This is a genomic window from Staphylococcus sp. 231237_7MaSpsaltlick, assembly GCF_043107035.1.
Genome location: NZ_JBICNX010000003.1, coordinates 87,993 through 107,281, shown reverse-complemented (window position 1 = coordinate 107,281; position 19,289 = coordinate 87,993). Strand labels below are relative to the sequence as shown.

At 28.9% G+C, this 19,289-nt stretch carries 24 protein-coding genes and 1 pseudogene; 20 read left to right on the top strand and 5 right to left on the bottom strand.

All coding sequences use genetic code 11. From position 1 onward, the window contains the following. Positions 1–60 precede the first annotated feature (60 nt). The 8 genes and pseudogenes from ACF91D_RS06475 to ACF91D_RS06440 all read left to right on the top strand — a co-directional run bounded on the left by ACF91D_RS06475 (position 61) and on the right by ACF91D_RS06440 (position 5,770). On the top strand, positions 61–900 hold the full coding sequence (locus ACF91D_RS06475) for an aminoglycoside 6-adenylyltransferase (protein WP_107528017.1): 840 nt from the start codon (positions 61–63) through the stop codon (positions 898–900). 519 nt (positions 901–1,419) lie between these two features. Next, positions 1,420–1,722 (top strand): SH3 domain-containing protein, encoded by a 303-nt coding sequence (locus ACF91D_RS06470; RefSeq protein ID WP_107528016.1) that lies wholly within the window; start codon positions 1,420–1,422, stop codon positions 1,720–1,722. A gap of 266 nt (positions 1,723–1,988) precedes the next feature. Continuing rightward, entirely contained in the window at positions 1,989–2,543 is a 555-nt protein-coding gene (locus ACF91D_RS06465) for a helix-turn-helix domain-containing protein (RefSeq protein ID WP_232161293.1), read from the top strand. A 91-nt stretch (positions 2,544–2,634) separates the two neighbouring features. Then, positions 2,635–2,820 (top strand): annotated as a pseudogene (locus ACF91D_RS06460) (YolD-like family protein); the annotation flags it as partial. 281 nt (positions 2,821–3,101) lie between these two features. Next, a complete protein-coding gene (locus ACF91D_RS06455) occupies positions 3,102–3,227 on the top strand; it encodes a hypothetical protein (protein WP_257044446.1) in 126 nt (41 codons plus the stop codon). A gap of 602 nt (positions 3,228–3,829) precedes the next feature. Beyond that, complete coding sequence (locus tag ACF91D_RS06450) at positions 3,830–3,940, top strand: hypothetical protein (RefSeq protein WP_306431484.1); 111 nt, start codon at positions 3,830–3,832, stop codon at positions 3,938–3,940. Between the two features lie 315 nt (positions 3,941–4,255). After that, positions 4,256–4,417, top strand: coding sequence for a hypothetical protein (locus ACF91D_RS06445; RefSeq protein WP_198643879.1), 162 nt, complete (start codon positions 4,256–4,258; stop codon positions 4,415–4,417). Between the two features lie 492 nt (positions 4,418–4,909). Further along, entirely contained in the window at positions 4,910–5,770 is an 861-nt protein-coding gene (locus ACF91D_RS06440; RefSeq protein ID WP_232161296.1) for an AraC family transcriptional regulator, read from the top strand. An 846-nt stretch (positions 5,771–6,616) separates the two neighbouring features. Here ACF91D_RS06440 and ACF91D_RS06435 read toward each other — a convergent pair. Next, complete coding sequence (locus tag ACF91D_RS06435; RefSeq protein ID WP_232161297.1) at positions 6,617–7,018, bottom strand: hypothetical protein; 402 nt, start codon at positions 7,016–7,018, stop codon at positions 6,617–6,619. A gap of 506 nt (positions 7,019–7,524) precedes the next feature. On the opposite strand from ACF91D_RS06435, the gene ACF91D_RS06430 reads away from it, so the two are divergent. The 3 genes from ACF91D_RS06430 to ACF91D_RS06420 all read left to right on the top strand — a co-directional run bounded on the left by ACF91D_RS06430 (position 7,525) and on the right by ACF91D_RS06420 (position 9,379). Further along, entirely contained in the window at positions 7,525–7,869 is a 345-nt protein-coding gene (locus ACF91D_RS06430) for a DUF4260 domain-containing protein (protein WP_232161298.1), read from the top strand. A gap of 257 nt (positions 7,870–8,126) precedes the next feature. Next, positions 8,127–8,645: a VOC family protein gene (locus ACF91D_RS06425; RefSeq protein WP_107513440.1), complete on the top strand. Its 519-nt coding sequence runs from the start codon at positions 8,127–8,129 to the stop codon at positions 8,643–8,645. A gap of 248 nt (positions 8,646–8,893) precedes the next feature. Beyond that, positions 8,894–9,379 (top strand): DUF2798 domain-containing protein, encoded by a 486-nt coding sequence (locus tag ACF91D_RS06420; RefSeq protein ID WP_107513441.1) that lies wholly within the window; start codon positions 8,894–8,896, stop codon positions 9,377–9,379. Between the two features lie 116 nt (positions 9,380–9,495). Here the strand turns inward: ACF91D_RS06420 and ACF91D_RS06415 are convergent, their stop codons facing one another. After that, entirely contained in the window at positions 9,496–9,723 is a 228-nt protein-coding gene (locus ACF91D_RS06415; protein ID WP_107513475.1) for a hypothetical protein, read from the bottom strand. Between the two features lie 478 nt (positions 9,724–10,201). Here ACF91D_RS06415 and ACF91D_RS06410 point away from each other — a divergent pair, with 478 nt between their 5' ends. The 6 genes from ACF91D_RS06410 (at position 10,202) to ACF91D_RS06385 (ending at position 14,557) form a co-directional block, all read left to right on the top strand. Then, complete coding sequence (locus tag ACF91D_RS06410) at positions 10,202–10,480, top strand: hypothetical protein (protein ID WP_107590041.1); 279 nt, start codon at positions 10,202–10,204, stop codon at positions 10,478–10,480. 309 nt (positions 10,481–10,789) lie between these two features. Further along, on the top strand, positions 10,790–11,515 hold the full coding sequence (locus tag ACF91D_RS06405; protein ID WP_071225806.1) for an esterase/lipase family protein: 726 nt from the start codon (positions 10,790–10,792) through the stop codon (positions 11,513–11,515). Between the two features lie 160 nt (positions 11,516–11,675). Further along, positions 11,676–12,308, top strand: a complete 633-nt coding sequence (locus tag ACF91D_RS06400; protein ID WP_107513444.1) for an esterase/lipase family protein — start codon at positions 11,676–11,678, stop codon at positions 12,306–12,308. Between the two features lie 139 nt (positions 12,309–12,447). Further along, positions 12,448–12,978 (top strand): hypothetical protein, encoded by a 531-nt coding sequence (locus tag ACF91D_RS06395; RefSeq protein ID WP_107513481.1) that lies wholly within the window; start codon positions 12,448–12,450, stop codon positions 12,976–12,978. Between the two features lie 292 nt (positions 12,979–13,270). Beyond that, complete coding sequence (locus ACF91D_RS06390; RefSeq protein ID WP_107513340.1) at positions 13,271–13,804, top strand: CHAP domain-containing protein; 534 nt, start codon at positions 13,271–13,273, stop codon at positions 13,802–13,804. A gap of 213 nt (positions 13,805–14,017) precedes the next feature. Then, on the top strand, positions 14,018–14,557 hold the full coding sequence (locus ACF91D_RS06385; RefSeq protein ID WP_107513341.1) for a YdhK family protein: 540 nt from the start codon (positions 14,018–14,020) through the stop codon (positions 14,555–14,557). 84 nt (positions 14,558–14,641) lie between these two features. On the opposite strand, the gene ACF91D_RS06380 is transcribed toward ACF91D_RS06385, so the two are convergent. From ACF91D_RS06380 to ACF91D_RS06370, 3 genes are all read right to left on the bottom strand, one after another. Beyond that, on the bottom strand, positions 14,642–14,998 hold the full coding sequence (locus tag ACF91D_RS06380; RefSeq protein WP_042739715.1) for a DoxX family protein: 357 nt from the start codon (positions 14,996–14,998) through the stop codon (positions 14,642–14,644). Positions 14,999–15,431: 433 nt separating this feature from the next. Further along, positions 15,432–16,862 carry a YfcC family protein gene (locus ACF91D_RS06375; protein ID WP_342899656.1) on the bottom strand — a complete coding sequence of 477 codons (1,431 nt, stop codon included), beginning with the start codon at positions 16,860–16,862 and terminating at the stop codon, positions 15,432–15,434. A 346-nt stretch (positions 16,863–17,208) separates the two neighbouring features. Next, on the bottom strand, positions 17,209–17,475 hold the full coding sequence (locus ACF91D_RS06370) for a zinc ribbon domain-containing protein (RefSeq protein WP_232161301.1): 267 nt from the start codon (positions 17,473–17,475) through the stop codon (positions 17,209–17,211). A 175-nt stretch (positions 17,476–17,650) separates the two neighbouring features. On the opposite strand from ACF91D_RS06370, the gene ACF91D_RS06365 reads away from it, so the two are divergent. From ACF91D_RS06365 to ACF91D_RS06355, 3 genes are all read left to right on the top strand, one after another. Beyond that, a complete protein-coding gene (locus ACF91D_RS06365; RefSeq protein ID WP_107513474.1) occupies positions 17,651–18,457 on the top strand; it encodes an alpha/beta hydrolase in 807 nt (268 codons plus the stop codon). Positions 18,458–18,512: 55 nt separating this feature from the next. Next, entirely contained in the window at positions 18,513–18,695 is a 183-nt protein-coding gene (locus tag ACF91D_RS06360) for a hypothetical protein (protein WP_042739718.1), read from the top strand. 138 nt (positions 18,696–18,833) lie between these two features. Continuing rightward, entirely contained in the window at positions 18,834–19,220 is a 387-nt protein-coding gene (locus ACF91D_RS06355; protein ID WP_042739719.1) for a VOC family protein, read from the top strand. Positions 19,221–19,289 lie beyond the last annotated feature (69 nt).

Here is a 19,289-nt window from a genome sequence, read left to right as displayed (position 1 = left end):
TGGCTATTTATATGCAATGAAATATTGTTTGTAATCTAATACTATATAGCGAGGTGTAATATGAGATCTCAGTATGAAATGTTTAATTTAATTCTTAACGTTGCCAAACATGAGGATAATATACTAGCTGTGTGTATGAATGGATCTAGAGTTAATGAAAATGTGGAATCAGATAAGTATCAAGATTTTGATATTGTCTATATTGTAGAGAACTTAGAAAGTATGATTGTTGATTTAACTTGGATAAATCATTTTGGCAATAGAATAATAACACAGTTTCCAGAAGAACAAGATTTATATCCATCTGAATTAGAAGAACGCTATCCAATATTAATGCTTTTTGACGATTACAACAGGATAGATTTAACACTGATATCTAAGCATAAAATATTTGAATATTTATCCGAAGATAGTTTGGTGAAAGTACTTCTTGATAAAGACAACTTGTTGTTAGATATCGATAGTACTAGCGATTCTAGTCATTGGATTAATAAACCATATCAAAAATTATTTGATGAATGTATTAATGAGTTTTATTGGATTTCTACCTATGTTATGAAGGGTATATGGAGAAATGAATTGATATATTCTATAGATCATTTGAATATATGTAGAAATATGTTACTTTTAATGCTCGCTTGGGAAGAAAGCGAGAAATTTAACTTTAAAATTAATTTTGGTAAGAATTATAAATATCTCCCTAATTATTTAGAGACATCTAAATATAAAAGACTGGTTGCCACATATCCTAATTTGACCAGTAATGAAATACAAGAATCATTATATACAATGATATGTATGTTCGATGTTACCACGTTAAGTGTTAGTAATAAATGTGAATTGAAATATGATATAGATAGGTATTCAGAAGTGAAGAAATATATTGGTTATAAAAAATGAATAAGCAATTTTACAAGTATTAATTACGTATAAATTAATATTATTAAACATCTTACGCATACAGGAATGATTACATATATATAGTTCACAAATTTATGTTGTTTTTTAATTTCGACATTTTACATTATATATGTAAGGCAATGTAAACATTGATATGACAATACTTATAGGGAATTACAAACGTATTAATAAACGGTATAATGAACTCCCACCGTTTCCATCTTATGCAAAAAAATATTAAAATTTAATTTGTCACTTATTACAAAGAATGCTGTTATTACGGTATCTACACAGAAGTATGGCATTGCATGTTGATTTTGACCCAATCATCAACGGGGCGCCGTCTACTGCTAAACAATTAGAAATGTAGGATTACTTCATTAAAGAGATTAAGAAATATTATACTAACCCAACTATAGAAATCGAGGAACCTGACAACGCCACAGATGGTGTTACTATTCCGACTGAGAAACAGAAAAAGAATCCTGTTAAAGCGAAAAGTAAAAAAGCTGGTGGAGGATGGCAAAAGATACTCATGGTATTTTATGGAAAAAAGAGAAAGCCACATTTACATGTAAGGCGGTTGACTTAGAAGGTAAACAAAGCTTTATATACACTAGATACCATGGACCTTGGACAGGTTGGGAAATTGCAGGTCGTTTATACTACGGTCAATCAGTTAGCTATGACGAAATTTATGACTTTGACGGTTACATTTGGATTGCATGGACAGTTAGCACTGGTGCGCGTGTTTATATGCCTATAGGTAATTCGGCAGGTAATGGGCAACGCTCAGGTGATGCGTGGGGTACGTTTAGTTAAATATAAAAATTAAATTATATAAAATCCAAAGTGGACAACTTTAATATAAAGTATTATTATTGGGTAACAATTATTGTTGTCTTATGTTGTAGAGCAAGCCTTCAGACAGCTTGCTCTTTTTTGTAGTTAAGTTTTTCAAAAGAAACTACGAATTAAATAAAGCTTGCTCAAAAGAGAACAAATGTATAATTAACGTATAACTTATTAGTAGAGGTGATTAAATGGATTTAGGCGATAAATTAAAATATTTGAGAAATAGAAAATGAATGAGTTTACAAGAATTAACAGACGATTTAAACAAGTATTATATAAATGAAAATGGGAAAAACTTTTTCGCAAAAGGGAAACTAAGTAAGTGGGAAAGTGGTAATGTCGACCCCGCAACGTCTGCATTAGTAAAAGTTGCTAAATATTTCAATGTTTCATTAGATTATTTAACTGGTTTAGAAGATGAAAACGACAGACACCCAGTTGTCGAAATTCCAGTTTTCTCAAATGTGAACAAACAAAGTAATTCATCGAAGGAAGAATATTTAAGTTTTTATAAATACATAGCAGAAAGTTATAAATATTCAAAAGATGAACTTTTTTATTTTGAATCAGAAGACTCGCTATATCTCGTGAATAAAAATATCGAATTTGAAAGTGGTAAAACTGGTTTATTTAAAATTCCTAGTAAAGAAAAAGCAGTGATAAGAAAAGGGCAAATATTTGGCGAGAATATTCTTTTAATGGGATTAGATGAAGAAAAAGAGTTATTTAAAATGAGTGAAGTTGAATTTGTTGGTACCGTATTAACAAAAGAGTTAAAAAAGATTTAAAGTTTCAAGGTAACTAAGTGGTTGCCTGTTTTTTATTTATACATAAGAACATACGCTCTATAATATTCACGAGGTGATTATTTATGAAAAAATTAGTCCAGATATTCTTGAACCGTACTGCTATGAAACAGATTACCGTAAAATACCACGTGAGTACCTTAACCCACGCATTCCACAAGGACGTGGTATAGTGAAATGGACAGCGTTTAAAACATTGCCTGAACAATATGAGTGTTTAGAACAATATATTGAAGACCAAATCAAAATAGATAAGCCTTAATTAAGCGACCATCAATTAAATGTTCTAAACGACACATTAATATTTAAAATGTATCATGACCCTGAAATTATCGTGAGTTATTTTGACAATGGATATATTAAAAAGAAGAAGGATATATACAAAAACTAGACCCTTACACACAAACACTCTATTTATATGAAGAAACTGGTTTAATTACGATGAAATTAAGTGAAATAGTAGAAATAAAATGAAGAAACCTCTTGCTATCAGGACGATTGTCCTGTGTAATAAGTAGTGTAGTAAGGAGGTGACAAACAGTGAACCGTTTAGAACGGAAAGAAAAAGAAGCAAAGATTGCAGAAACCAATAGCAGAACCTTCCGAAATTACTGCATAGGATTTTCAATCATTGCTTCAATACTAAGATATTGGTTGGGGAGTTAATCCCATACCACCTTATTATAAAACGAGGTGATAAAAATGACAAATCTAACAAAGATAAGAATTAGAACATTTTTAAATTATGCAATAGGTATTATTGTATTGAGTATTGCAGCGTATTTTTTAATAAAATAAACGATCAAATGGTTCACTAAAATTATGATAATAGAAAAAGTTAGAAAATAAATCAATTCAAATATAAGTGCTGCAGAATTAGAAAAAGCAACTGGCATTGATGCATCTTCTATTAGGCGTATACGCAGAAGCGAAAAAAAGCTTGAAAATTTGAGCTTTAAAAAAGGAATAGCATTATACGAATATGCAAAAGTTCACCTAAACGATTAGGTAGATGTTAAATTAACCTAATTTTTTATTTGTATAAGTGCTCCATCAAGTAATAGTATAGGGACCTTATAGGGATATAAAATAAAAATGTTCCTAGTAAAACTAATATTGGTTTTACTAGGAACATTAAAACAACTTAGAATTTGGCACCTCGGTTATCTAGACGCGAATAAAGATAACCAAAGAAAAAAATAACTATCAGAGCTCAAAAGCTCCTCTTTATACTTGAAGTATATAACATATATTGGAGGTTTACAAATATGACACCTATAATGTATTTTAACTTATTCATGTTATCGCTACCGTTTTTATTATTTATTGGACGAAAGACACACTTTTATTATTTAGATAGAAAACATAATCAGAAATAATTATAATACGACTAAATGAATAGATATTTTTATGGTCACGAAACAGCTCTAAAGACTGATAATAAGCGATTTTAATTATCCCGTCGTCTCCACTATACAGCTCTCGATCCTTGTGGTTGAGGGCTTCTTTATTTTGTTGCCCCAACATTGCCCCAGTTTAGCCCTAGCGAATAAAAAAACACTATCTTTATTTAGGTTGTGTTTTGACAAATTATATTTAAGTCTGAAAACTAATAAAAGGATCAAAGAATAGGATCACACATATTAAAAGTATACTTCAAAAATTATCATAAAATGTTAAGGTATTATCAATCATTGAACATCGGAACAAACGATTTGTATCATCATAATTTATATAAACTTATCAAAGGTATAACGACAGTTTTTAACGAAAGTTCTATATTAAAACAGCATATTATCGAGATATCATCTTGGAAAGATGAGCAAATTGATGAAGTAATCGCATCAGCTACTTAATATAAGACGTAGGGCTATTATCAAACTATTAGCAAATGAGATAAGCTGGGTATGAATCAGTTTGACAAAAAACAGTCCGTGTAAAGAAATAACAATTGTGATACAGTTTATTAAAAAAGGAATGATTGCTTTGAAGTGGTTTTTATCTATTGTGCAAATAATTTTAGGTGTTTTTCTAGCATTTTTTGCTTATAAGCAAATGAATCAAAATCATTTAGATACTTGGTTTATTATCTTTACAGTCTTTTCCTTAATTTTTGTATTGTGGTTTGCTAAACATTATGACAAAAGTTAGATAACCTATTTATGCCGAGAAAATTTATTGAGCGCTAACGATTCCGAGTCTCAATATCAATAAAGCAATTGGATTAAAGTAATTATTTTTTAAATTTGTAATGTTGTTAGCAAAGAGTTAACTCGATAATTGTTATATGTAAATTATCGAGTTAACTCTTTAATTATTGATTACTATGGTATTGAAAGGTGATAGATATGATATTAAAAGATTTAAATGATTCTATAGATTATATAGATCAGAATTTAACAAAAGATTTAAATTTGTATGATATAGCAAAATTTGTTGGTTTGCCAGAGCAACATTATAGACATTTATTTATATTTCTTACTGGCATTGGTTTATCTGAGTATATAAAAAAAAGAAAATTGCATTTTGCTAATAAAGATTTATTAAGGAAAGAATCAGTAACGAGTGTAGCTATAAAATATGGATATTCAATTGATGGATTTACTAAATCTTTTAAATATTGGAGTGGCTATTTGCCATCTCAAATATATGAAAAACAAGTTTTAATTTCATATCCGAAACTTTCATTTGATATTAATGTTAAAGGAGGAATAGACATGAAAACTAGAATTGTAGAGTTGCCTAAAATTAATATAGCAGGAGTAAAAAAACGTGTTCGTATGCAATACGAGGGCGTTAACAATGAAATTGAAAAATTAGCCAATAGTATTACTAGTACACAAAAGGAAGAAATGCATAATTTACAAAACATTGAACCTACAGAAATTGTAAACGTTTCATATGATGCGGATGAGAATTTCATAAAAGAAGAAGGTTATTTAACACATATGATTGGTGTTGTAACGACAGAAAATAATATAAGTGATCAACTTGATGTTATAAATATTGATAAAAGTAAATGGATAGTCTTTGAAAATGAAGGTGAATTTCCAAAGGTTTTACAAGACACATACGCTAAAATTTATTCTGAATGGTTACCAGAAACAGAATATAAGTTAGCTAATGTGCCAATGTTTTCTTTTACTAAATTTAATGATTCAGATAGAGATAATGTTTATAGTGAAATTTGGGTCGCAGTTAATAATTGATTTTAGATATTTTGGTTTCCAAAACGAGTTGAAAACGAGTTTATTCTAGTCTTAATATATTTACCACCTATACTAGTCTCTGGGTGGTTATTTTTTATGTAAAAAATAAACCTTGAACCAAGTATTTCTGGTTAATTCAAGGTCGGGTTGGATTGGAACGCACAGATAAAGGCACCAATTAAGGCCTGTAAATAATGTGAATCACAACATATTTATGCACAACTTACTATCTAAATATAAATACGGTGGTTATAGGAATCCACCTAAAAATGATCAAAATATATTGGATAGTGGGATGCTCGTGTGGTTATTCATTAATTTAAATCTTCTGGTGAGTGTGCTTCTTCTATTTGACTTTCGTCGATAGGATTTCTTTGTTCCTCTTCGTACATTTTCTTTGCGAATGCATCCATTTCTTCTGTTCCTTGTGCGTCTGTTCCAAGTGCTTGATTAGGGTCTTGAACTTTAATCCCTTGTTCACCTAATCTTCTAATGACCTCAGCACCTTCTTCTGTGTTAGCTTTCTCATTAATTTCGTTTTGTATTTCAGTTTCACTTAACCCTTGTTGATTCTGAACAACTGGTTGCTCTTGCGATTGAATAGGTTCTTGTGTTGTATTGTCTTGTTGCTGATTATCTGATGTAGCAAGTTGATTTTCATCTTTTCCATCATTGTTTTTCTTATCGTCATCAGAATTTTTATAGTTGTCTTTCTTCTTGTCTTTACCCTCTGACTTAGTTTCTTTTTTATCTTCTGTTTTACTTTCTTCCTTATTTCCACAGGCTGTTAAAACTAAAAACTTGCTAATAATAAGACTAAAAACTTTTTCATTCTACAATACTCCTTTATTTTAATGTTTTATCCATCGAACTTTTATATTTATTAAATATTTTATCATCAACTTCACCGTTCATTTGTATCAAAAATTTATCTTTAGCATGAGTATGCGAATAAAGTATTGCACTTTCTTCTCCCAATTCATCATAATACTTTTTAGTTTGCTTTAAAGCACTCTCATTCTTAAATTTAAAAACTCTAGCATGATTATCACCACTTACAACGAATATTCTAGCGTCATCAGCTTTCATTGGTGCAGCGCCAAAATCTTCATGTGTCATTTTTTTCTCATCACTAACATTTAAATCATCATCTTTAAAACCTTTAATAATATCTGTAGTATCAAATGATTTACCACAAGCACATAAAAATATAATTGCGATAATAACAATACTTAAAATGTTTTTCATTCAATATTACTCCCATTCTATTAATATTTATATTCCAGCACACATCGAGGAGAAAAATGTACTAGTTATTCTCTACATATAGTTTTATTACTAATTAAAATAATTGCAATCAATTACTAAAATTAACAATTAAATTGTACTATATTCAAAGTGTTTATGTGATAATAAATAATTATCAAAAAAATTAGAATCAATAAAAAAATATATATTCTGTAATATTTCAATTCTCCCATTGATGTAGTTTAAGACATTAAACTTATAAAGGACTTTGAAATTATTTCTCAATGTAACACAGAATACATGTCAGAATACGAGTATCGAAAAATTATATCTTTTCCATTTTCTGATAAAGCTATATTTATATTTACAGAGTTTTAGAAAATATTTAATGTACATATTATAGAACTTTCGTTATTTCCATAATGCGAATATTTTATTTCTTATCTAGGAAACTTTAGGAATAATTTAATATAATTAGGGCAATATAATAAAAAGGAGATGATTTGTTGAGCAATTTTATTAGGTTAGAAAATGCAGCTGTATTTTTAGTAACGCTCTGTGTTTATTTAATTTTTGATTATTCCTTGTTAATTTTTCTTTTGTTATTGCTCGTTCCAGATGTTTTTATGTTTGGTTATTTAATTAATAAAGAAATAGGGAGTAGAATTTATAATATTGGTCATACTTATATCGTTCCTATTTTTATAACTTTAATTTTCTTTTTGGTTCATGAAGCAATGATATTACAAATAGCTTTGGTTTGGTTAGCACACATTAGCATGGATAGAGCTTTTGGTTTTGGTTTAAAATATGCATTTAATTTTGATAAAACAACAATTCAAAAAGTCTAAAATAAGTTGAAAATTTTTTGTACTTTTAAACTCCAGTAATCAAAATATAAAGGAGTAGAATTTATGGATATATTAATCAATATAACTAGATTTGTTATGAGTACATTTTCTAATTTAGTGGGTATCGAATCATTGATAAATGATATTAAAAAAGGATTGATGAATATTTTCAAAATAACTTGATCGACATGAAGAGTAGTTGTTTAAAAGCGTATTTATTATAAGATATTGAATGATTAATGAATGGGGTGTTAATTATGGCAAATAATATTAAAGGTATTAATCATGTGGGACTGACTGTACCCAATATAGAAGAAGCTACTGAGTTTTTTAAAAATGCATTTGGTGCAAAGATTGCATATGATGGATTGAGTTATGATGATGATCCAAGACAGGGAGAAGAGGTTGAAAGAATGTTAGGATTATCTGAAGGAACTAAAATTGTAAAACAAAGAATGATTGTAATAGGTAATAGTGCAAATATTGAAATGTTTGAAATAGTAAGTGATTTGCAGGACGGTCCTTTAAAATTAGAAGATTTAGGTTTTAATCATATTTCTCTATTTGTAGAAAATATGGATAAAGCAATTAGTGATGCATGTGATGCTGGTGCGATACCTTTATCTGAAAAACATGATAACTCAAGATATGAGGATAGTGATGAAAGTAGTAGTGTTTATTTAAAAACAAATTGGAATTTACTCATTGAATTGCAGTCAATTCCTAATGGCTATTATTATCCAAATTATAGTGAAAGTGACGTTTTTATACCCTGAGAATAACGACTACCTGTTGAATGTTTGAAGTTTTTTGATTCGAATTCTTTATAAAGATAAGAAATTAGATTTGACCTTGAAGTAGAAAAATGGAGTATATTTTGCAGTCATAGTAGATTTTTTGGTAAATGAATCTAATTGATTTATTTGGTAAATGCATCTAATTGATTTATTCACAAAATGTTCACTTACGAAGCATTTTCTTAGTCACTATACTGAGTACATGTGACTAAGAAAGGATGATTAATTTGCCAACGACAAAAAAAGAGAGTTTACAGTTTGGCTTTATAATGTGTTTTGGTATGGTATTTTTGATGACAATATATAATTTATGTCTAAATGGAACTATCACAAAAGTTAGTTTTCTAGACGTTGTCTATAATTTTATAATTGCGTTTGTATTAGCTTTTATTTTAGATGTATTTATTGTTGGGCCTAGTGCGAAGAAGGTGGCATTGTATTTAACCGTAAAATCAGATAAAAAGATTTATAAAATTTTAGCAATTTCCATATGTATGGTTTTGGGTATGGCAGGTTGTATGTCGATTTATGGGTTGATTTCAGATTATATCCATAATGGCATTCACTCTAATGCTGTAATTTTAGATTATCTGAGTGTATTTTCGAAAAATGTAATATTTGCGTTACCTTTACAAATACTAATTATGGGGCCGTTAGTTCGTTATATTTTTATAAATTATATTAAAAATAATAAAATAATCACGGAACAATAGGTTTATTATTGAAGTGAGTTAGGTATAGATTTTAGCAAATTGCCAAACTTAAAAATGAGAATCAGTAATTTAAAAAATCTCCCCAGGCTGCACTATTAGCCTGGGGATAATTATGTTTATGCAATGATTACGAGTATAAAGCCAATGGCAAATACGAGTAGGTTTAGATTTTTGTTTTTTATAAGTTCGCTTAATAAAACCATAGCTGCGCCAACAATGAGTAAAGGTTTGTCATAGGGTGGCCAGCCAAAGTATTGCATTATCATGCGTATTACGCCTTGTATGAGTAAACAAGTTAATGCTAAAATAGCGATTCTTCTAATCCATAAACCAAATTTTTCCATTTTTACAACCTCATTCAAATTTATAATCTACTATATTATCCATATTAACTGTTTTTATTTACACATTGAAGAAATTTCGTTTTAATAAAAAAGAAAATCAATAAGCGGTAATATAAATTATTTGTAAAAAAAAACACTAGAGTAAGGACTCTAGTGACAATATTCGTTACAAGGGTTGCCTCTAGTAATTACTAGAGGCAGGTGTTATGTTGTAGGCTTTTGACGAGCCTAGCTATAATATATCCTAATTTAATTGTGTGTGCAACTTAATTTCGTGCAATTATTTAGTGTTATACGACTATATCTATAAAAACTTTAATAACTGTCATTTTTGTTAGGCATTTATCGAGTAATAAAGTGGTTAAATTAAAGGCTTTAGCGTTGAAGTTTAAATAGACTACAGGCTAATGTAATTAATGTTGTACCTACAAAGCAATCAAAAATTGATTTGAATTTTTGATTTTTAAAGATGGTTTTAATGACAATAGTATTAGGATATTTTGCATCTATCTATATAATGTTCAATCGAGTTGAAACATATTATGGTGAAGTGAATAAATCAAAATCAAAAATATTATTATATTCTAAAGAGGATCGTCATATAACATCACTAAGTAAATTATCTAAATGGAAAACGTCTAAAAATGGAGATATATTGAAGGTTCAATATACAGATCAAAAAGGTGTTATTTTGAATATACATACTGTAAAGGGTAATGAAGTTTCAAATGATATTATGAAAAAATTACAACAGTGATATATTATTTCTATTAATTAATGTAATCTCAAATTATTGATATGACAATTGATAATTTGGGATTTTTTATTTTTAAGTATTTCTCTAAATAGTTAATTTGAGATTGTGATTTAGATTTTGAAAATTGAAATAAACTTGAAATGTTACTAAGAAGTATTACAGTTGAATAAATTTTATTGTAAAAATTGTAACAATAATTTAATTAAAGTATTTTAAATCAAAAAAGTTAATAATAATAAAGAAATCACTATTGATTGTATAAAAAAATTAGTGTAATATTTGTATATATCATTTCAGGAGTAACAAAGTATGAAGAAGAAAATTATTATTTTAGCAATGATTTTTGGACTTATCTTTACTATATTTCCTGGTGGCAATCGTAATGTTAAAGCAAGTACGCATCACAATCCTGTTGTCTTTGTTCATGGAATTGGAGGTGCGTCTAATAATTTTGATAAAATTGAAAGTTATTTAGCGGCAAATGGTTGGGACAAGCATCAGTTTTATGGTATAAATTTTCAAAATAATGAGGGATATATTTCAAAGGATAGTCCTCAGTTGAAAAGATTTGTAGATCAAGTATTACAAAAATCGGGTTCGCAAAAAGTAGATATAGTGGCACATAGTATGGGTGGTGCAACTACGTTAAATTATATAAAGCATTTAGGTGGCGGTAATAAAGTAGATAATGTCATAACATTAGGTGGTGCTAATGGTTTAACGACTAATACTGCATATACAGGCACTGATGCACGACATAAAATCTTATACACCTCTATATATAGCTCAACGGATTGTGTTGTAGATTCACAATTGTCTTATTTGGCAGGAGGAAAAAATATCCAAGTTTCTGGTATCAGTCATTTAGGATTGCTCAATAATTCAAAAGTTAAAAGTTATATCAAGCAGGGGTTAAATGGAGACGGCGTAAACACCAATTTAAAATTGAATAGTAAAAGAACACAAAAAGGTATAGTTTCATTTTTTAACTTTATTAGTTTTAATATTAGTTCACATTCGTTAAGTGATAATTAATTATTCAATTTATATTTGATTAACTATATATTGCATTGAAATAGGATGAATGGGTATATAAATTATTAAGGTATATTATCTTTAATAAGTATTTAGGGCATGCACATTGTGTAGTTGCCCTTTTATTTATATTCATGTTAAAAGCTAATAGGAGAAGAGTATGAAAAAATTTAAATTAGTTATGTTACTTATAGTAAGTGTTTTTATGTTTGGCATTATGAGTAAAATGACTTCGGTAGAGGCAAAGACACATCATAATCCAATTGTGTTTGTTCATGGATTTGGGGGAACACAATATAACTTTCATAGTATACAAAATTATTTATACACTCAAGGCTGGAGTAGGAATCAATTTTACTCAATCAATTTAAATAGTAAATCTGGTGATAATAAGGTGAATGGACCACAAATTTCAAAATATGTTAAACAAGTACAACATGAGACAGGAGCTAATAAAGTTGATTTAGTAGGTCATAGTCTAGGTGGAAAGAATATCATGTACTACATAAAGAATTTGGATGGTGGCAAAAATGTAGCTAATGTTGTTACGTTGGGTGGTGCTAATGGCTTAACAACAAATACTGCAATACCTGGAACAGATTCGCAACATAAGATTTTGTATACCTCTATTTATAGTCGAACAGATGGCGTAGTGCCCAATCAATTATCCTATTTAGTAGGTGGGAAAAATATTATATTAACTAAAATCGACCATATTAGTTTGTTATTTAATAGTACGGTTAAACAGCATATTAAATATGCGTTACAGGGTAACGGTATGAATACGAATTAGTTACACTAGATAAATTGAGATTTAAGCTAAATAAACTTTAAGAGTGGATTCAATATTAATTATTTTATTATAAATTTAGATATGTTAATATAATTGTCCTACTTCTGTCTCCCAATATTAATTTAGAAGGAGCAATTTAATGATAAATATTATTTCTGCAATAGGTTCTATTGGAACATTTATTATGGCTTTATTTTATTTTGTATCTGTTTCACTACAATTATATCAAATGAGAATTGGCTTTATTCCAGTATTAGGATTTAATCAAGTTTTCCTAACGCTAAATCATAATAATGAATTATCTATGCAAAATACGACTACGACTGAATCAGATCATCAAGATTATTTAAAGTTGTACAATCTTGGTGGTGGTGCTGCAAAGCATATTAATATAAAGATTGTATTAGGAGAAGAACACGTTATTCAGGAAAAATTTGTTAATATTTTACCGAGCAAAGAAGGTTATCTGTTACCAATCAATAAGGATGTATTTGATGAATTAGAAAGTACAATCCAAAACAATGGTTATGAATCTGATATTAATATTAAGTTATCCTATTATCATAATGTAAGTAGAAAGCAAAAATATTTAATATTACAAGGCAAACTAAGTACGTTTAACACATATTCAAATAAAAGTATCTATGAATTACAATTTGTAAATAATTAATTAATAGGCGGGGTGCAATCAACGAATTGCGTCCCGTCTTTTGATTGTTATTCGATATAATGACTGTTAATTGAATAGTTAAAATAATTTAATAATTATTAATTAAGTATTGATAATTATATTACAAAAATATAAAAATAATTAAAATGAAATTCATGTAAGTGTAATATCGTAGAAAAATTCATATGATATATTATTGTAGAAATAGAAATAATAATATTCATTTTAATTTTTTGTGAGATGGATGCACTCTATTTCTGTAGTAATTTGCAAAGATATGAAAGGACAAATAATGACAAAATATATTTTAAAGTTTTTTACATATTTTATGTTATCAACGTCGATATTTTTTATATTTAATATACACACAGCATCAGCTGGAACGACAATGTCACATGATGAATCAATGAATTATACTCAATCACTTGAGGGTAAGGGTTGGGATTATGATAATGAATATGGTTGGCAGTGTTTTGATTTGGTGAATGAGCAGTGGGACTACTTATTTGGTCATGGATTGAAAGGGGATTATGCAAAAGATATTCCTACAGAAAATAATTTTGAAGGTGAAGCTACGGTATACAAAAATACATATGATTTTAAAGCTAAACCTGGTGATATAGTTGTATTTAATGAAAATTATGGCAATGGAGCAGGGCATACAGCAATTGTTACGGATGCCAATTATGATGGTAATTATATGAAATTTGAATCATTAGATCAAAATTGGGAAGGTGGAGGCGCTGATAAGACTGAGGTTGCACATAAAGTCGTCCATGATTATGAATCTGAGATGTGGTTTATCCGTCCACATTATCAAAAGTAAGAATGTAAATAACATGATAATTAAATAACGAGGTTATTTAATAATATATTATTGCTTAATGGTCCATTTCATAGCTAGTCTATGCGTTGGACTATTTTTTTATTATTTTATTCTAGTCTGAATATAGTCATACATTTAATGTTTGAGTATACCGTAGAGGGGTATGTGTTGTATGATGTTAACATAACGAAAACTATGAAAGGTGGTATTGATTTGATAAAAAAATTACTTACAGTATCTTTTACTGCAGCTATATTGCTGTCATCATGTTCTACAGGTAATGATCAAGCAAATGAAACAAAGGAATCACAGCATACTTCACATAAAAGTAGTGCAGGTGATTTGCCAGATGGTATGCAGACTACAGATAAAGCTAAATTTAAAAAAGGTGATAAAGTCACAGTTAACAGTGATCACATGAAAGGAATGAAAGGTGCTAAAGGAGTAGTTAAAGCTGCTTATAAAACGCATGTCTATGAAGTAACTTATAAACCAAAAGATGGGAAAAAAGAAGTGAAAAACCATAAATGGGTTGTTAATGAAGAAATAGAAAATGCAAAACAACATGGATTTGAAAAAGGTGATTCTGTAAAATTAGAAGCGGATCATATGGCTGGAATGAAGGGGGCGATAGCAGAAATTGATAATGTTAAAAAAACAACTGCTTATGTTATAGATTATAAGTCAACAACTGATGATAAATGGATAAGAAATCATAAATGGATGATCGGTAGCGAACTTGAATCTAGATAAGACATTTTTTAAATGTAAAAGAGCTATGGAGAATTTTATCAACTTAAATTTCTTCATAGCTCTTTTTATTTTATATCAGGTTAATTAATAAAATTGGAAGAACTTTTTCCAATTATATGAAGTAGCTACTGCAATACTCATTATTAATAATGTAATGACAAATTCTGATGCCATATATCCTTGTGATAAATGAACTGTAAATAATGCGCCTAACATGATTACAATGAATCCTAGAGCAATATAGTTTGTTAGAATTCCTAAAATGATAAGAATACCACCAATAAATTCAAATAAAGCTAAGAGTATACCGAGAAATGCTGGTAATCCTAATCCTTGCATCATATGCATTGGTTCACCAAAACCACTGAATACCTTTTGGCTACCATGTATGATAAATGTTAATCCTAACATTAATCTTATAAGTAACATTCCAAATCTCATATTACATTGACCTCCTTTTTATAATTTAATATTATATGATAAATTATATTGAAATAGTAGGAAATTATTTTGTGAAAGCGCTTTTTATTTATTTTAAATATATAAAGCAATGCTTTTAAAAGTATGAGATAAGGATTTTATTAAAAATCACGTTTCAAAAATAACATGTATAAGGATATATAACTATGGAGTATGCAAGTGAATATTATATAAAAGCATTTGGGTGGCAGCAATAGACTTGGTTATAGCATAGTAATTGAGCAATCTGCGTTAACATTTATAAGTAAAATGACCGGTAAACTGCTTTATAAATCATATGTTTCCTTAAAAATTTCATATTTTTGTACTTACTTTGAAGGAAGCATAGCACAGATTTACTGGCCATATTTTTATATTTATATTTAAAATTTCTCTTGGTAAACTTTCCTCTTTATTACGACCACCCTGTCAATTGGGCAATTATTAATGTGATAATTGAAATGACACCCCAAATTATAAATAATGGAAAGAAAAAGCGAATCCATTTAGTATATGATACACCACCTATAGCTAAGGCGGCCATGAAGTAACCACTCGTTGGGTAAAATATATGTGTGAAACCATCGCCAAGTTGGAATGCAAGAACGGCGGTTTGTCTTGTAATACCTAACATATCTGCTAAAGGGGCCATAATAGGCATAGTTACCAATGCTTGACCACTACCTGAAGAAATAATAAAGTTAATTGCTACTTGTACAGCATACATGCCGACTACTGCAATTGTTGGTGTAGCACCATCAATTACTGAGCCCAGTCCATGAACAATAGTGTCCATTATTTTGCCATCTTCTAAAACAACTGCGATGGAGCGGGCTAGGCCAACGATGATTGCGCCCATCAGTACATCTTTAAACCCTTCGTTAAATGCCTCACATATAGCCTGTGTACTAAGACCAGTCACTAATCCTACAATGATTCCCATAATGATAAATAAGCCAGCCATTTCGATCATAAACCAACCTTGTGAAATAACACCGTACACTAAAATAACAAAAAAGAGAAGGACGACTGCGATACCCCATTTTTGTCTATTTGTAGCTTCTATTGGTTCTTGATTAGTAATGTTTTGGTAAAGGTCACGCTTTTCAATATCTGCATGATAAACAGAACTTAAAGTTGGTTTATTTTTAATTTTTTGTGCGTATCGCATAATAAACATAATTGTGACTGCTAATACTACGATAAATAATATAATTCTTAGTCCGATTCCAGAAAATACAGGAATTCCTGAAAGTTTTTGTGCTAAGCCAGTATTAATCGGATTTAACACGCCAACTGTAAATCCAACCACTGTACCACACAAAGCGATGGCAGTTGCTGTGATTGAGTCGTAACCTAATGCAATAATCAATGGAATAATAACCGGTATGTATACGAGAGAGAGTTCGGCAGTTCCAATAAGCGTAGCAACAATCGCAAATACAGTAGTTAGTACTGGTATAATTAACACACTTTGATTGATAAAACGACGTGCTAATTTATCTACTGCAATTTCGATAATGCCTGTTTTCCTTAACACCATAAACATGCCACCTATAATTAAAGTGAAAAAGACAATTTCACCGGCTTCTATTAAACCTTTTGGAATTATAGAAATGAAATCAACTATTCCTACTGGTTTAGAGGAAATAAAATGAAATGAATCTGCGTCAACCATCTCTCGTCCTTCAGGTCCTTTGATTCTTCTAAACTGTCCAGAAGGAATGAAATATGTTGAGATTGTTGCGATAACACCAAAGATAAATAAAATGACATAAATATGCGGCATATTAAATTTTTTAGCTTTCTTTGTTATTCGTTTTGTATCATTTTTTTGTTTAACCAATAACTATACAACCCCTTTGTATATATAAAATAAATTTATTGTAGCATGGAATTGTATAAATTAAATTGTAAAATTCCGAAAATTTAGAATATTATTTTGTCTAAATATACAATGTAAATTACAAATATGTGATGTAAATAGTTCTTATTAAAAGTTTTAAAATATAAAATACATCTTCTTTATATTACAAAGTAACTGGATAAAATCTTTAACGTAGTATTGAAATTGTGTATAAGTTAATGCTATGAGCAGAATATAAGGGGGATATAAGGAATGAAAAATACCGTATGAAGTGTTGAGAAACATCATACGGTTAAAAGCGTGAAGATAAAAATGTATTTGTTAATTATTGCCAACGTTCTAATTTTTTCATGAATTTTTTGGTATACATTTTATTTAAAATAAACTTTTGGAATTTATTCATATCTGATTCTTGAAATTTTTTTAGATTATGTTCATACATTTCGTCAAAACTTAAATTTAAAGTCCATTCACCATTTTGATAACAGTGATGACAATATTTTTCGGATAATGAACCGTCTTTTTCAGTACCTGCTGGTGTTTTATCATCTAATGGCATTCCACAACTTTGACAAAGTTTAACTTTAGCCAATTGAATCGCTCCCTTTAACATACAAATATTTATATTGTTATAAACTATATAAATATAAAAAATAAATAAAGTCAACTGTTTAATAATTTGTTGTAATGGTAAATAAAGGATGAAACAGAAATAGCATCATTTATTTTTATTACAATAGCAAAAAATAAAGAAAGGAGAGGAAAAAATGAATTATATAAAATATCTCAAGTCAAAAGATGGCACTAATATCTATACAAAGGTTAATGATGTACCAAGAGCGAAAGCTAATGTTATTCTCGTTCATGGTTTAGCAGAACATTTGGACAGATATGATGAACTGACGAATTATTTAAATGAACAAAATTTTAATGTTATACGATTTGATCAACGTGGACATGGTAGATCTGGTGGAGAACCAACATTTTATAGTAGAATTGATGAAATTATTGAAGATTTATCTGCAGTAGTGGATTATGTGAAGCAACATTTTAAAGAGAAAGTCTATTTAATTGGGCATAGTATGGGTGGTTATAGTGTCACTTTATTTGGAACGAAAGAAGCAAATAAAGTTGATGGTATCATTACATCAGGTGCTTTGACGCGATATAATTTACCACTATTTGGTCACCCTGATCGACAATTGAATACAAGAACATATATTGCCAATGAATTAGGTGAAGGTGTTTGCTCAGATACTACAGTTATAGAAAAATATAAAGATGATGATTTAAATGCTAAACAAATTTCTATGGGATTAATCTATACATTATTAGATGGTGTGGATTATTTGAAGCAACATGCAAGTGAATTTAAATATCCAATATTAATTCTGCATGGAAAAGAAGACGGTTTAGTAAGTTATCAAGATTCCCTCGAATTATTTGCAGAAATAGGTACTGAAGAAAAGTCCATTCATATATATGAGGGGTTACAGCATGAAATATTTAATGAAAGTTCATATAATTTAAGTATATTTGCAGAAATTGTTGATTGGTTAAATAGCAAATTGTAATCATAATAAGCTTCATTTAAGTGTTAAATTAAATCATAAAGGGAAGGTGTTTTTATTGAAAATAAAGACTTTATATAATCAATATGAGGAAAGCTTTGAGGCGTTTGATGAACGTGTGAACCAATATATAGAACGTATATTAACTTCAGATACAGCTGAAATTATAAGTGTTACGCCGTTAGTGACGAATAGTGTGGAAGGTGTAGACTACTTTATTACGATTGTATTTAAGTCTTAATTTAGAGTATAACTTAAATTGATGTATATACTTTAAAATTTAAATAACTATTTTTATAAAATGATTTAAATGAAGTGTTAAGCTATGCATAATGGATATATGTTAAATATAAATATATAGATATAAGGATGGATAAATGTGAAAATAATAGCGACTAGTATTTTTGTAGAAAACCAAGATGCAGCTAAGCAATTTTATACAGAAAAATTAGGGTTTGAACTCGTTAATGATATGGATGTAGGTGGGGGTTATAGATGGTTAACGGTTAAAGAAGCAAACTCATCTAATCCTGTAGAGGTTGTTTTGGAGCCTAATGCAAGTCCAATTGCTAAGAATTATCAAGAAGGATTGTTTAATGCGGGGATACCTGTCACTATGTTTGGTGTAGATGATATTGAAGCAGTCCAACGAGATTTAAAGGACAAAGATGTTCAATTTCACACAGAAGTAAAGGAAGTTGATCAAATAAAAATGGCAATTTTTAATGATACTTGTGGAAACTTAATTCAAATCATTGAACAATAAGATGTAGTGAAATTAATTATTTGTAGAAAGTACTAAGTTAACTTTTAAATAATGACTTAGTACTTTTTG

Coding starts and splice junctions, on each gene's coding strand:
- ACF91D_RS06390 (WP_107513340.1), top strand. CDS start 13,271: ATGACAAAATATATTTTAAAGTTTTTTACATATTTTATGTTATCAACG.
- ACF91D_RS06470 (WP_107528016.1), top strand. CDS start 1,420: ATGGCAAAAGATACTCATGGTATTTTATGGAAAAAAGAGAAAGCCACA.
- ACF91D_RS06380 (WP_042739715.1), bottom strand. CDS start 14,998: ATGAGATTTGGAATGTTACTTATAAGATTAATGTTAGGATTAACATTT.
- ACF91D_RS06475 (WP_107528017.1), top strand. CDS start 61: ATGAGATCTCAGTATGAAATGTTTAATTTAATTCTTAACGTTGCCAAA.
- ACF91D_RS06365 (WP_107513474.1), top strand. CDS start 17,651: ATGAATTATATAAAATATCTCAAGTCAAAAGATGGCACTAATATCTAT.
- ACF91D_RS06405 (WP_071225806.1), top strand. CDS start 10,790: ATGAAGAAGAAAATTATTATTTTAGCAATGATTTTTGGACTTATCTTT.
- ACF91D_RS06395 (WP_107513481.1), top strand. CDS start 12,448: ATGATAAATATTATTTCTGCAATAGGTTCTATTGGAACATTTATTATG.
- ACF91D_RS06410 (WP_107590041.1), top strand. CDS start 10,202: ATGACAATAGTATTAGGATATTTTGCATCTATCTATATAATGTTCAAT.
- ACF91D_RS06425 (WP_107513440.1), top strand. CDS start 8,127: ATGGCAAATAATATTAAAGGTATTAATCATGTGGGACTGACTGTACCC.
- ACF91D_RS06435 (WP_232161297.1), bottom strand. CDS start 7,018: ATGAAAAACATTTTAAGTATTGTTATTATCGCAATTATATTTTTATGT.
- ACF91D_RS06440 (WP_232161296.1), top strand. CDS start 4,910: ATGATATTAAAAGATTTAAATGATTCTATAGATTATATAGATCAGAAT.
- ACF91D_RS06400 (WP_107513444.1), top strand. CDS start 11,676: ATGAAAAAATTTAAATTAGTTATGTTACTTATAGTAAGTGTTTTTATG.
- ACF91D_RS06450 (WP_306431484.1), top strand. CDS start 3,830: ATGACACCTATAATGTATTTTAACTTATTCATGTTATCGCTACCGTTT.
- ACF91D_RS06415 (WP_107513475.1), bottom strand. CDS start 9,723: ATGGAAAAATTTGGTTTATGGATTAGAAGAATCGCTATTTTAGCATTA.
- ACF91D_RS06465 (WP_232161293.1), top strand. CDS start 1,989: ATGAGTTTACAAGAATTAACAGACGATTTAAACAAGTATTATATAAAT.